Source organism: Kribbella sp. NPDC003505, assembly GCF_040610875.1.
GTDB lineage: Bacteria > Actinomycetota > Actinomycetes > Propionibacteriales > Kribbellaceae > Kribbella.
In genome coordinates this window covers 739,117-751,951 of record NZ_JBEXNA010000002.1, presented here as the reverse complement: position 1 = coordinate 751,951, position 12,835 = coordinate 739,117, and the positions used below count along the sequence as shown (strand labels likewise).

Annotated in this window: 14 protein-coding genes; 7 read left to right on the top strand and 7 right to left on the bottom strand. The window is 69.3% G+C overall.

The genetic code is table 11. The features are described 5' to 3' along the window. Positions 1-61 precede the first annotated feature (61 nt). The 3 genes from ABZX12_RS08050 to ABZX12_RS08040 all read right to left on the bottom strand — a co-directional run bounded on the left by ABZX12_RS08050 (position 62) and on the right by ABZX12_RS08040 (position 3,098). A complete protein-coding gene (locus tag ABZX12_RS08050) occupies positions 62-1,423 on the bottom strand; it encodes a prealbumin-like fold domain-containing protein (protein ID WP_355690944.1) in 1,362 nt (453 codons plus the stop codon). Positions 1,424-1,744: 321 nt separating this feature from the next. Beyond that, on the bottom strand, positions 1,745-2,401 hold the full coding sequence (locus tag ABZX12_RS08045; protein WP_355690942.1) for a phosphotransferase: 657 nt from the start codon (positions 2,399-2,401) through the stop codon (positions 1,745-1,747). Positions 2,402-2,462: 61 nt separating this feature from the next. Continuing rightward, positions 2,463-3,098 carry a DUF2461 family protein gene (locus tag ABZX12_RS08040; RefSeq protein ID WP_355690940.1) on the bottom strand — a complete coding sequence of 212 codons (636 nt, stop codon included), beginning with the start codon at positions 3,096-3,098 and terminating at the stop codon, positions 2,463-2,465. 176 nt (positions 3,099-3,274) lie between these two features. On the opposite strand from ABZX12_RS08040, the gene ABZX12_RS08035 reads away from it, so the two are divergent. The 3 genes from ABZX12_RS08035 to ABZX12_RS08025 all read left to right on the top strand — a co-directional run bounded on the left by ABZX12_RS08035 (position 3,275) and on the right by ABZX12_RS08025 (position 6,106). Then, the gene (locus ABZX12_RS08035) at positions 3,275-5,368 is read left to right on the top strand and encodes a SpoIIE family protein phosphatase (RefSeq protein WP_355690939.1); all 2,094 of its coding nucleotides are present in this window, start codon (positions 3,275-3,277) and stop codon (positions 5,366-5,368) included. Further along, the gene (locus ABZX12_RS08030) at positions 5,365-5,694 is read left to right on the top strand and encodes an STAS domain-containing protein (protein WP_355690937.1); all 330 of its coding nucleotides are present in this window, start codon (positions 5,365-5,367) and stop codon (positions 5,692-5,694) included. Before ABZX12_RS08035 ends, ABZX12_RS08030 begins: the two co-directional genes overlap by 4 nt. Positions 5,695-5,830: 136 nt before the next feature. After that, positions 5,831-6,106 carry a hypothetical protein gene (locus tag ABZX12_RS08025; protein WP_355690935.1) on the top strand — a complete coding sequence of 92 codons (276 nt, stop codon included), beginning with the start codon at positions 5,831-5,833 and terminating at the stop codon, positions 6,104-6,106. Positions 6,107-6,188: 82 nt separating this feature from the next. Here the strand turns inward: ABZX12_RS08025 and ABZX12_RS08020 are convergent, their stop codons facing one another. Continuing rightward, entirely contained in the window at positions 6,189-6,431 is a 243-nt protein-coding gene (locus tag ABZX12_RS08020) for a rhodanese-like domain-containing protein (protein ID WP_355690934.1), read from the bottom strand. A 303-nt stretch (positions 6,432-6,734) separates the two neighbouring features. Between ABZX12_RS08020 and ABZX12_RS08015 the strand changes: the two genes are divergently transcribed. The 4 genes from ABZX12_RS08015 to ABZX12_RS08000 are packed head-to-tail and all read left to right on the top strand — an operon-like array spanning position 6,735 to position 9,673. Further along, complete coding sequence (locus ABZX12_RS08015; RefSeq protein ID WP_355690933.1) at positions 6,735-6,887, top strand: hypothetical protein; 153 nt, start codon at positions 6,735-6,737, stop codon at positions 6,885-6,887. Positions 6,888-6,891: 4 nt separating this feature from the next. After that, complete coding sequence (locus ABZX12_RS08010; RefSeq protein WP_355690931.1) at positions 6,892-8,130, top strand: MFS transporter; 1,239 nt, start codon at positions 6,892-6,894, stop codon at positions 8,128-8,130. Then, on the top strand, positions 8,130-9,254 hold the full coding sequence (locus ABZX12_RS08005; protein WP_355690929.1) for a cysteine desulfurase family protein: 1,125 nt from the start codon (positions 8,130-8,132) through the stop codon (positions 9,252-9,254). The genes ABZX12_RS08010 and ABZX12_RS08005 overlap by 1 nt, the downstream gene beginning before the upstream one ends. Then, complete coding sequence (locus tag ABZX12_RS08000; RefSeq protein ID WP_355690928.1) at positions 9,254-9,673, top strand: rhodanese-like domain-containing protein; 420 nt, start codon at positions 9,254-9,256, stop codon at positions 9,671-9,673. Before ABZX12_RS08005 ends, ABZX12_RS08000 begins: the two co-directional genes overlap by 1 nt. Here the strand turns inward: ABZX12_RS08000 and ABZX12_RS07995 are convergent. Genes ABZX12_RS07995 through ABZX12_RS07985 form a run of 3 tightly spaced genes read right to left on the bottom strand, consistent with a single transcriptional unit; the run spans position 9,662 to position 12,697 of the window. Further along, entirely contained in the window at positions 9,662-10,237 is a 576-nt protein-coding gene (locus ABZX12_RS07995; RefSeq protein ID WP_355690926.1) for a class I SAM-dependent methyltransferase, read from the bottom strand. The genes ABZX12_RS08000 and ABZX12_RS07995 overlap by 12 nt on opposite strands. A gap of 53 nt (positions 10,238-10,290) precedes the next feature. Then, the gene (locus tag ABZX12_RS07990; protein ID WP_355690924.1) at positions 10,291-12,333 is read right to left on the bottom strand and encodes a cation-translocating P-type ATPase; all 2,043 of its coding nucleotides are present in this window, start codon (positions 12,331-12,333) and stop codon (positions 10,291-10,293) included. Then, positions 12,326-12,697 carry a metalloregulator ArsR/SmtB family transcription factor gene (locus ABZX12_RS07985; protein ID WP_355690922.1) on the bottom strand — a complete coding sequence of 124 codons (372 nt, stop codon included), beginning with the start codon at positions 12,695-12,697 and terminating at the stop codon, positions 12,326-12,328. The genes ABZX12_RS07990 and ABZX12_RS07985 overlap by 8 nt, the downstream gene beginning before the upstream one ends. Positions 12,698-12,835: the final 138 nt, after the last annotated feature.

Here is a 12,835-nt window from a genome sequence, read left to right as displayed (position 1 = left end):
CGCGTTCCGGGCTCCCTGGAGCTCCACCTGGCTGGAGGGGATATCCAGGCAGAGCGTTCTGCTACGGGTCGATCACGATCGTGCAGGTGTAGGTACCGGGCCGCAGGTTGGACGCCGTGGCCGAGCCGTCACCGTTCGCGCCGGTGCTGCCGCTCGCCACGGTCCCGCCGCCGGGACCGGTGCAGACGATCGTCGACGCCGTACCGCCGTTGATCTGCGAGTCGACCGAGACCGCCAGGTTGGTCAGCGGGGTGTTGTGGAAGGTCGCGGTCTCACCGGCGTACGGCGAGCCGGCGCAGGTCGCGACGTTGTCCACCGTCACCGACTGCGACAGCGGACCGTCGGCCGCGTAGCCGGCCGGGAGCGTCTCGGTCACCGTGTAGGTGCCGAACTGCAGGGCGTCCCAGCAGACCTGACCGTTGGCATCGGTGATCTTCGGATTGGCCCCGTTGATCGTGAAGGTCACACCGGACTGCGGGTGGTCGCCGGATCCGTCGGCCGCGTGCTTGCGCAGCTTCGTGACCTTGATCGCGCCACAGTTGGCGAGGTTCAGCGGCGTCGGGGCGATGAAGTCCTTCAGCGCCGCGGTGAACGAGTCGGACGAGCGGCTCTTCAGGTACGCCGTACCGAACGACACACACGGGTCGCCGCCGCCGAGCGCGCTGAAGTTGACCGAGGCCTCACCGAACGTCCGGGCGGACACGTCGCCGAGACCGTCGGATTCGGCGGCCGGGATCGGCGAGGTGTTGATCGACCCGGTCGCCAGGCCGGCGGTGGTCAGGTTGACCTTCTTGTCCCAGCACGGCACCGAGTTCGACGCCTCGCACTTGGTCTTGTCGACGGTCTCCCACCGGGACAGGAACAGCTGCGGGTTCGTACCTCCCTGGGCCAGGTCGTACTGGATCAGTACGTCGCCCGCTGTCCGGACCGGCGTGACGCCGTTGCCGCTCAGCGTGAGCGACTTGTTGAACTCGAAGTCCATGTTGGTGGTACCGGTCGGCTCTTGCACGCGGTGCCAGAACAGGTGCAGGAAGTCCGTGGTCGCGGTGTCTTCCAGGTACACGCCGAAGTTGAGCAGGTCGCTCTTCTGCGGCGGGATACTGCCGTCGACGACCTGCGGTACCGGTGTGTCCTCCTTGGTGCCCTGACCGAACGAGTCGTCGGTCTGGCCGCTCGGCTTGTCGGCCTTCCGCGTCTCGGTGACGTTCGCCCAGTCGAGCGAGCCCGCGTCGTCGACCCTGAGGTTGGCGTCGGTGTCGATCTCGAAGTTGCTGCCCGGCAGGCTGACTTCGGGATGGGATGCGAGCGCCGGTGACGCGATCAGAGCACTCGCCACCAGCATCAGACTCGCGGCCAGGACCAACGGCCGGCGTGTCCTACGTGTCGTGCCGGCCTCCGGGCCGGCTCCCAGCGAAGACCCCATCTCTCCCCCTCGGAGATCCAGGTCCCGGCCCGTGTCTCGGACCGGGCAGTCTCCTCACGGCGAGCCGTGCGTAGTCCCCTCCCTACGCAGCCCGTGTGTACCCCGAATCGCCTGCAGAGCAGGCCCCCCAGGCGAGGTCGCGCACCAGGCCCCCGAGCCGGCCGCGTCGCCAAGATCCCGCTGCCGACGTTACGCCCGGAACCCCCTGCAGAACAACGGTTTGCGGCCCGGCTACTCCGCCGATGCGACCGGCCACCCGACGTGGTCCGCAAGCCCATGCACGCGCAGAAATTGAACCTTGCGGCAAACCCCCTGAGAACCTCAGCCGAGGATCTTCTCGGCCCGTGCGACGTCGAGCTCGACGCGTTCTGGCGGGAAGCCTTTGAGGATCGCCTCGTGCACCTGGTCGACCACCCGATGCGCCTGGTAGCTGAGTCTCGTCTCCGGGGTGAGCCCGGCCAGTTCCGCCTCGATCTGATTCGTGCCCGACTGCATCGCCAGGAGCGCGTAGCGCCGGTCACCGCGTGCGACGCCGGCATTCCAGTCGACCACACCGCTGACCTTGCCGTCGGCCTCGAAAAGGACATTGCCCGGTGTGTAGTCGGTGTGCACGAGATCATCACCCGTCATCCGGAAGGGCCGCCCTCCGTCGGCCTCGAGCAGCCGTTCCAGCAGCCGCCGGCCGCGTCCGCCCAGCTGTCCGACGGTGCGCTCGAACGCGCCGTACCCCGTCGTGCCGTCAGGGAACGCTCGTGGCCGCGGCACCCGCGGATGGTCGCGGAGCAGATCGGCGAAACGGTTGTTCATCGCAACGAACGCAGCACTCGTCACCGAGTCGAGCGCGTCCACGTGCCGCCCCGGCAACCTCTCCTGCACGACGACGACGTACCCATCAGCAAGCTCCACCACCAACTGATGCTCCGGAACAGGCAGACCTCGGCGCCGTACGTCGTTCAGCACAGTCGCCGTCTGACGCATGATCGGCAGCCTCGTCCGAGCCGAAACTCGACCTTGTGTGCCATCTCGCGCCCCTTCCTTGTCACACAGTGGCCGACACATTCCTGACGAGCCACCGCGCCAGCGGGCGCAACTGGGCGAACGCCTCGAGCACTCGATCCGCAGCCGCCGGCGTGTGCACCCACTCGTCACAACCGAGCGCCCGCGACGCGATCACCGACCTGTGCCGCAGCAGCTCCGCCCTCGGATGATCCGCCGGATACCCGCGCAACGGCCGCTTCAGCAGATCCCCCGAGATCACGAACCCTTCCCGCTCGAGCCTCCTGAGGCCGGCAACCAGCCGAGGCCCGGTACCGGCATCGGCAACCGCCGCCCGATATCGCTCGATCTGCTCCGACGGCGCGTACCACCACGCCAGACCGACCTCCAACCCGTCGAGATCGAACCGAACCCCCAGCTCGACGTTCCGGGCCAACCGGACAATCGCACTCTGCCGCTGCCACGCCTGCAGCAGTACGTCGCCGTACCCCCACACCGAGAAGTCCTCGTACGCCGGATCCGCGGCGGCGACCACGTCGAGCAACTCGACCATCGGCCGCCGTACCAGCTCCTCCCGCTCCCGCCGGCATTCCTCCCGCACCCTCACCGAAGGCTCTCCCTCGAGCCGCAACAACACGTCGAACGCGTCGCGCGGCCACCCTTCGAAACCCTCGGTCACGCCACCACCCTAACGAGGCCACCGGGTCCACTGGCCAAGAAGCATCACTCTCAGGAATGCAGTCGTCGCACCAGGAGGTCACCCGCACGCAGCGGCTTGACGTGGCAGGTTTTCCAGCGTGCTATGAGCTAAGGCCACGAGGCGCTCGGCCCCGGCCGGAGAGTTGGGCAGGGTCCATGGCTGGGCGCGCGGGAGTTCCCTGGATCTGGACGGCGGCCAGGCTGCGACTACCGGCAGATGTGGGCCGCAGAGCGGCAGCCGGAGTCCTGGTCGGCGTGGCCTACTACCTCGGCGCGCGGCTGGGCCTCAGCCTCTCGCTGGTCGAGCAGAACGTCACGCCGCTGTGGCCGCCCAGCGGCATCGCGCTGGCGGCGTTCCTGGTTCTGGGCAGGTCGATGTGGCCGGGTGTCGCGCTGGCAGCTCTGGCCGTGAACCTGCCGATCAGTGCCGGCTTCGTACCGGCGCTGATCACCGCCTTCGGCAACACGATCGCCCCGCTGGTGGCGGCGACCGTACTCGAGCGAACCGGGTTCCGGCGTCAGCTCGATCGCCTCCGGGACGCGCTGGGGATCGTCTTCCTGGGCGCGCTGGCCAGCATGACCATCAGCGCCACCATCGGCGCCGTCACCTTCATCGCCTCGCAAGGCACCGGCCAGCTGGCCTCTGCGTGGGCGGTCTGGTGGACCGGCGACGCGATGGGCGTTCTCACCGTCGCTCCGTTCCTGCTGTGTATCCCGCTGTTCCGGGAACTGGAGCCGTGGCCTGCCGCACGCTGGCTCGAAGCCGCGGTCGTCCTCGCGCTCACCACGGTTGTGACGATGTGGACGACGTACACCGACCCGCAGCTGATGTTCCTGGTGCTGCCACTGCTCGGCTGGGCCGCGTGGCGTCTGCAGCTGCGCGGAGCAGCACCCGCCGCCCTGACGGCCTCGCTGATCGCGACCTGGTCGGCAACCCACGGACTCGGCCCGTTCGCGGGGAGGTCACTGCTCGCGCAGATGCTGACACTGCAGGCGTTCAACGCCACCGTCGCGCTCACGTCGTTCTTCCTCTCCGCGCTCGTGAGTGAGCGGATGCGGTTCATCGGCGCGCTGATGGCCGCAGCCGCCGAGCTGGAGGAGCGGGTCAGGAGTCGCACCGTGCAACTGGACCTCGAGGAGGCGCGGGCTCATCGAGAGCACCAGATCGCGGAGACGCTGCAAACCAACCTGCTGCCGGACCGAATGCCCGACATCCCCGGCGTGGCCGTCGCCTCCCGCTACGTCCCGGCGACCGCTGACCTGCACGTCGGCGGCGACTGGTACGACGTGATCCAGCTGCGCGGCGGCCTGATCGGACTCGTCATCGGTGATGTCGCCGGGCACGGTCTGCAGGCCGCGGCCGCCATGGCCCAACTGAGGATGGCGGTCCGGGCGTACGCCGTCCGCGATCCCTCCCCCGCGGCCGTGCTGCACGGTCTGCACGAACTGGTCCGCGAGCTGCCGATGGCCGAGATGGTGACGTTGCTGTACGTCCTGTACGACCCCGCCGCCGGCACCGTACGGTTCACGAACGCCGGGCATCCCCCCGCCCTCCTGGTCGACGGCGACGACACGCGCTACCTGGACGGCGGACTGGCACCACCGCTCGGCGTACTCGCGCACTGGGACCATGCCGAGGAAACCCAGCAGCTACGGCCCGGAGCGACCTTGCTGCTCTACACCGACGGGCTGATCGAGAAGCGCACGGAGTCGATCCAGGACGGCCTCGATCAGCTGCTCGCCGAGGCTTCCGCCGCCTCGGGCTCCGACCTCGGCGCGCTCTGCGATCATCTCCTGAAGGCCCTCCCGGAGGACGGCCAGGTCGCCGACGACATCGCGCTGATCGCACTCCGGCCGTTGGTGCTGGCCGGAACGCCACTGTCCCTCGAGGTCCCCGCCGACGCACGCGTGCTCTTCCAGGTCCGGCACGCGCTGGGCCGCTGGCTCCGCGAGTCAGGGGTCGACGACCGCGACGCCGGCGAGATCACGATCGCCTGCGGGGAGGCGTGCAGCAACGTCGTACGCCACGCGTACGGAGCCTCGTCCGGCGACCTGCAGGTCGAAGCGAGGCTCGTGGACGGCGCTGTCGAACTGACAGTCCGCGACCACGGCCGCTGGCGCCGCCCGGGAAACCGCGGCGGTGGTCTGGGCCTGACCCTGATCCGCGGCCTCATGACCTCCGTCGACGTCGCCACCGGCCCGGACGGCACGACGATCCGCATGCGGCACAGCGTGGGGGAAGCACGATGACCGAGTACGAGGTCGTCAGCGTCCGAACGACCGACGACGTCCAGGTTGTCAGGCTCTGCGGCGAAGTGGACCTCACGAACGCGATCGAAGTCAGAGACGCGATCAACGACATCGCCTCCCCCGACGCCACCACCATCACCATCGACCTGACCCCGACCACCTACCTCGACAGCTCCGGCATAGCCATCCTCTTCCACCTCGCCGAACGCCTCAACGACCGCCGCCAGCAACTCCGCCTCGTCGTCCCCCCGAACTCCCCCCTGCACACCGCCCTCGAACTGACCAACCTCCCCCGAACCATCCCCGTCCAGCCAACCCTCGACTGACGGGCCGGCGTTGTTCGGCTGGTCCGGGCCAGGCAGTGCGTCAACCTTGAGGGCGACTTGGCGGCGTCAGTAACCCGAGCCGCCCACGTCGTACGGCTTCCTGACAAGCTGTGCGAATTCGGCATCCGACCGCCTCGTGCTCGAGTGGCTGGAGGTGTACGCCGAGGACGAGTTCGACGAGGGCCACCTGGTCTGCCAGATCGAGGCAGGCGTCGGCGTCTGGGCACCGCAACAGGTCGTCTACATCATCGAGAACCGCGGCCGGAAGTGGCTCGGGCTCCTCACGGATCCCGACCTGGCCCCTCGCCCGAGAGCCGACCTCCGCCGCCACCTCGGCACCCCGATCCACCGCGACCAGTGGATCCACGACCCCGCCCGCATCGGAGCCGTCCTCGCGTACTGGAACCTTTGACCATCACGCCGACTGGCCGTCTGGCGCCAATCCAGCGCGCTCAGCAGGCCGGTACGAGGGCAGCAAGCAACCAGCCGACGCATCACCAGCCGCGCTGGTGTTCGATCGGCAGACCCGCCAGCGACCACTCCGGGAAGCCGTCCTCGAGGCGATACGCGGCGTGGCCCGCGCCGGCGAGGACCTCGTCGAGGCGTTCGCGCAGCTGGTCGATCGGCAACGAAACCGCACCGGGCAGGTGTCCGGAGGCGTACTCCGGTGCCGGCCGGATGTCGAGTACGACGATGTCACCCGCCAGCAGCCGCTTCGTCAACTCGTCGCGGGTCATGGTCCGCAGCGCCGCACCAGCCGCTCACGGGCGACCACTTGCACCTCACCCGCCGCGCGCAGCGACAGCCCACAGGGTGACGACCGACGGGCTCGCGAGCGCGGAGTAGATGTGCGTCCCGGAACGACGGGTGCGGACGAGACCCGTGCAGAGGAGCCGCTGCAGGTGGTGCGACGTGTTCGCGACCGACTGGCCGGTCTCGGCGGCGACTTCCTCGACCAGGCGCCCATCTTCTCTTGCATTACTCCAGCTCCGGAGGTCCTCTTGAAGGGGACGGAGGGGCGATGACCGTACGTACCGGTCGTGGACGAAGGACTCGGCAACTCGTCGTACCTCGTCGATCTCGGCGACGGGCGGTCCGTTGCTGCGGGCCGGCGGCTCGGTTCGACGTACGGCACCGAGACCTCGCCGTACTCGCGCGCGGCGCCGACGCCGCGGCCGGACGAGAGCTGGTGACGTGATGCGGCTCGGGATCCGCGCGAACCTCGCGCAGTTCAGCCTGCTCGTCGCGGTCAACGCGCTCGTCGGCGGCATGCTCGGCCAGGAACGCACGGTGCTGCCGCTGCTCGCCGACGAGACGTTCCACCTCACCGGCTACACCTTCCTGCTCACCTATGTCCTGGCCTTCGGACTGACGAAGGCCGCGACGAACTACTTCGCCGGCACCTGGTCCGACCGGTTCGGCCGCAAACCCGTTCTGCTCGCCGGTTGGGTGATCGCGGTCCCCGTACCGCTGCTGCTGATCTGGGCCCCGTCCTGGGGATGGGTCATCGTCGCCAACATCCTGCTCGGTATGAGCCAGGGCCTCACCTGGTCGACGACCGTGATCATGAAGATCGACTTGGCCGGACCCGACCGGCGCGGACTCGCGATGGGGCTGAACGAGGCCGCCGGGTATGTCGCCGTCGCGGTGACCGCACTCGCGACGGGCTACCTCGCGGCGCGTCACGGGCTCCGGCCGGCGCCGTTCCTGCTCGGACTCTCGTACGCCGCCCTCGGCCTCGGGCTGTCCGCGCTCGCCGTACGGGAGACACGCGGCCACGCGCAACTCGAGGCTGCAGGTCACCACAGTCACGGCGAACTGACCGATCATGAGGTGTTCACGCGGACGACCCTGACGGAGCCCGCGCTGTCGTCGGCCAGTCAGGCGGGAATGGTCAACAACCTCAACGACGGGCTTGCCTGGGGCCTGTTCCCGATCCTGTTCGCCGCCGCGGGACTGTCCGTGGCGCGGATCGGGATTCTCGTCGCCCTCTACCCCGCAGTCTGGGGCCTCGGGCAACTTGTCACCGGTCCGCTGTCGGACCGCAGGGGACGCAAGCCGATGATCACGGGCGGCATGCTCGTCCAGGCCGGGGCACTGGCCGTGATCGCGGCGGTCAGCTCCTTCGCGCTGTGGGCCGCCGCCGCCGTACTGCTCGGCATCGGCACCGCGATGGTCTATCCGACCCTGCTCGCCAGCATCGGCGACGTCGCCCATCCGGCCTGGAGAGCACGAGCCGTCGGCGTTTACCGGCTGTGGCGCGACGGCGGCTTCGCGGTCGGCGCGGTCCTGGCCGGCGTGATCGCCGACCTCTGGGGCGTGCGGGCTGCCGTGGGGGTGGTGGCGGCCGTTACCGCGCTCTCGGGTCTTGTCGTCGCGCTGCGCATGTACGAGACCCACCCTCGTCGTACCAGCGATCTGCCAAGGGGGATGTGATGATCTATCTGGACCACAACGCGACCACACCGATCGAGCCGGCCGTCACAGCGGCGCTGCTTCCCTATCTCGGCGACAGCTTCGGCAATCCGTCCAGCGAGCACTCGTACGGCGCCGAACCCCGGGCCGCACTCGATCTGGCCCGGCGTGAGCTCGCCGCTCTGCTCGGTGCGGGCAACGGCCACGTCATCTTCACGGGCTCGGGATCGGAGGCCGACAACCTCGCGATCCGCGGCACTGTCCTCGCCGCGGACGCCGCCCGACCGCACGTCGTCACGCAGGTCACCGAGCATCCCGCCGTACTCCGATCCTGCCAGGCGCTCGAGCGGTGGCACGGCGTCGAGGTCACGTACCTGCCGGTCGACAGCTTCGGCCTGGTCGACCCCGGCGACCTCGAGGCCGCGATCACGTCGCGGACCGTGCTGGTCTCGATCATGGCGGCCAACAATGAGACGGGGGCACTGCAACCGCTCGCGGACCTGGTGCCGGCAGCACATGACCGGGGTGTGATCTTCCACTCGGACGCGGCGCAGATCCTCGGCAAGCTGCCCTTCGATATCGATGCCTTGGGCATCGACCTGGTGACGGTCGCGGGTCACAAGATGTACGCCCCCAAGGGCGTCGGCGCGCTCTTCGTGCGGGCCGGCGTACAGCTGGAGCCGTTGGTGTACGGCGGCGGACAGGAGTACGGCGTACGCGCGGGAACCGAGAACGTCGCCCTCGCCGTCGGCCTCGGAGTCGCCGCCCGGCTGGCGTCGGAGCATCTCAACGACCGCCATCGGATCCAGAAACTGCGCGACACCTTGCAGGATGAACTGACCGCCGAGCTCCCCGGGCGCGTGCACGTCAACGGCCCGCTGGCGCTGCGGCTGCCGAACACGCTCAATCTCAGCATCGACGGCACGACCGGTGCCGACGTACTCCGCAACGCGCCCGGCATCGCCGCGTCGACCGGATCGGCCTGCCACAGCGGCGACCCGGAGCCGTCACCCGTCCTCACCGCGATGGGCCTCGACCGCGACCGGGCCTTCGGTGCGATCCGGCTTTCCCTCGGCCGCTCGACGACAGCCGAGGAGATCGGCGCGGCGATCGGCCAACTCGCGGCGGCCGCGCGGACCGTCTGATGGCGATCGACGAGCGGGTGACGCAGATCCAGGCCGGGCTTCCGTGCCTTACTCCGGCGCAGGCCTTCGAGGCGATGCGGCGCGGTACGGCGTACATCGTGGACACTCGGCCCGAGTACCAGCGCCGCGCGGCCGGTGAGGTGCCCGGGGCGATCGTCATCGAGCGGAACCACCTCGAGTGGCGGCTCGATCCGGCGAGCACGTCACGCATCCCCGAAGCGGTGTCGTCCGGGATCTGGTGGATCGTGCTCTGCGAGGGCGGCTACTCCTCGAGCCTCGCCGCTGAGTCGCTCAGAGCGGTCGGCTTGGTCCGCAGTACCGACATCGCCGGCGGGTTCCAGGCGTGGCAGGCAGCCGGCTTGCCCGTCGTACACCCGACAACGCCGACCCGGCCGCGCACCGCGGGATCAGCTGGGTGAGCCTTCGATCGGCTTTCGCAGCCGAGCACGTTCGAAGTAGCCGGCCCACCGCCGCCGACGCTCGACCAGCGTGAAGCCGACCCGTTCACCGACCGTGGCCGGCCGTCCGTGCCGCCATCGCTTCTCGAAGTGGTCGAGCAACACGAGCTCGCCTCCCGGCCGGATCACGCGGTAGGCCTCGGCCAGGGTCGCCGCCCGGTCGTCCACGTCGCAGACGGCCAACGTGCAGACCACGGCGTCGAACGAATCGTCGCCGAAAGGAAGCCGCTGACCGTCGGCAACAGCCACGCGAACTGCCCGACCCAGCGCCTGGAGCCGGTCCGCCGCGACTTCGACACGCTCGCGGTCGATGTCCACCGCAACCACTTCGACGTCGCCGCGGTACCACCGGAGGTTCAGACCAGTCCCAACCGCCAGCTCCAGCGTCCGCCCACGCGCCTGCCGGCACACCCATTCCCGGCTGTTCCCGATCAACACCCGCTCACAGCCATAGCCAGCGCCGTACCCCGAACTACGGTCCAGTCGACGGCGTCGAGCACAGTCGGGTCGGTTCGTACGCAGCATCCGAAACACCTACCAACGAGCCTACGCCCACACCACACAGTGCGTGCGTCAGCTCAGGCGTGGTCGCAGGTACACGGGCCGTCTCCGCAGCACGTCGACGCCGCAGGAGCGGCGCTGAGCGACAGGAGCGACCGGCCGGCCGGAACCGCGACGGGCTCCGGAGCCCGGACGACCCTCGCCGCCTGCGCCGCACGAAGCGCGCGGTGAACGGGCAGGTGCTTCTTCCGACCAGCACGAATACCGTTCCCGATCACCAGCACCTCGGCGAGCTCATGCGACGCGACCACCGCGGCCAGCCCCAGTACGCCGGTCGCGGCCAGCGGCACCAGCGCAACCAGAATCCCGCCGGATAGCACCAGATTCTGAGTGAAGATCCGCCGCGCGGCCCGGGCGTGCGCGATCGCATCCGGCAGCCGGCGCAGATCCTCACCCATCAACGCCACGTCGGCGGCCTCGATCGCCACGTCGCTACCCATCGCCCCCATCGCGATCCCGGCATCCGCGGTCGCCAGCGCCGGCGCGTCGTTGATGCCGTCACCCACCATTGCCACCGGACCACGCGTCTTCAGCTCGGTCACGATGCGGGCTTTGTCTTCCGGCAGCAACTCGGCACGCACGTCCTCGATCCCAGCCTGCGCGCCGATCGCGACCGCCGTACGAGCGTTGTCGCCAGTCAGCATCACCACGTCAACGCCCTGACTCCGCAGCATCGCGATCGCCTCGGCAGCCTCCGGCCGGATCTCGTCGCGAACCGCAATTGCGCCGAGGAGTACGTCGTCGTACTCGACCAGCACCACAGTCGCCCCGGCATCCTGCAGCCGCCCGACGTCGGCGACCAACGCAGCGGCCGCGATGAACCCAGGCTTCCCCAATCGAGCCCGATGCCCAGCGACCGTACCCTGAAGCCCGTGACCGGGCACCGCCTCGACATCAGTCCCCGGCGTCACCACGTCGGTGGCCGCCAGAATCGCGGCGGCCAGCGGATGCTCGCTCCGCGCTTCCAAAGCGGCCGCCACCGACAACACCTTCGCCTGGTCCGCACCGGATACCGCCACGACCTCAATCACCGTCGGCTCGTTGCGAGTCAAAGTCCCGGTCTTGTCGAGCGCGACCACGCGGATCGCACCAAGCGCCTCAACCGCAGCACCACCCTTGAGCAGGACGCCGGCCTTCGACGCAGCCCCGATCGCCGCCACGACCGCGACCGGCACCGACAGCGCGAACGCACACGGCGCCGCCGCCACCAGAACCACCAGCGACCGCTCGATCCACACGCCGGGATCACCCAGAAGACTCCCCAAACCGGCAACCACAGCGGCCAGAACCAGCACACCGGGCACCAGCGGCCTGGCGAACCTCTCAGCCAGCCGCTGACTTGCACCCTTGCGTTCCTGAGCCTCATGCACGAGGTGGACCAGCCGTGCCAACGAGTTGTCCTCCGCCGTGGCCGTCACCGTCACCTCGAGTACGCCGGCCCCATTCACCGTCCCGGCGAACACCTCCGCGCCGGGTCCGACCTCCACCGGCACCGACTCCCCGGTGACCACCGACGTATCCAGCGAACTTCGCCCGGACAACACCACCCCATCCGTGGCGATCCGCTCCCCCGGCTTCACCACAAGCACATCCCCGAGCCGCAACTCCGCCGGCCCAACCACCACTTCCACCCCGCCGCGCGAGACGGTCGCCGACGGCGGCACCAGGCTCAGCAACGCCCGCAAACCATGCTGCGTCCGCGCAACGGCGTACCCTTCAAGGCCCTCGGCGATCGAGAACAGCACCGCCAGCATCGCGGCCTCGCCATAATTGCCCAAGGCAACCGCGCCGGCCGCGGCGAGTGTCATCAACAGACCGACGCCGATCCGTCCGCGCAGCAAAGCACGCACGGTCCCCGGCACGAACGTCGTCGCACCGGCAACCAGCGCAGCGAGCTCGAGAAGCCGCGCCACATCGGACGGTACGAAGACCGCGGCCAGGAGCAGCACCGCGGCCACCGCCGCCACCTGCAGCTCACGCACCTGCCAGATCGCGGCCGGCGGCGCGCCCTCCCCCTCCGACAGCACCGGCCCGTCGGTCGTGCAGCAAGCGTCAGCCACCAGAGACCTCGTCCACGCAGTCGTAGTCCTCAGGCCCGCAGACCTCACCCGCCGCACCCGGATGGTCGACGAGCAGAACCAGCGCGGCCAGATCCGCCAACGCATGCGCAAGCTTCGGATCAGCCAACTCGTACCGCACCCGCCGCCCGACCTGGACAGTCCGCACCAGCCCACAGCCACGCAGACAAGCGAGATGGTTCGACACGTTTCCCCGGGTCATCCCCAACTGATCCGCCAGCTCCGATGGAAACCCCGGCACGTTCAGCAGCGCCAGCAGCAACCGCCGCCGATTCGCGTCCGCCAACGCAACCCCGACACGAGCCAACGCCCCCGCATCCACCGCAACCGCAAGCCCGTCACTCATACGCGCGACGATACAGCGGATCCTGAATTAAGCCAAGACTGTATCGAACTTGGTCAGCACGAGCAGCGGAGGCGCCCCAGGTTCCGTACCCCGAGGCACCTCCGCTGTTCGTTCCGGGCGGTCAACTGCGGACCGCCC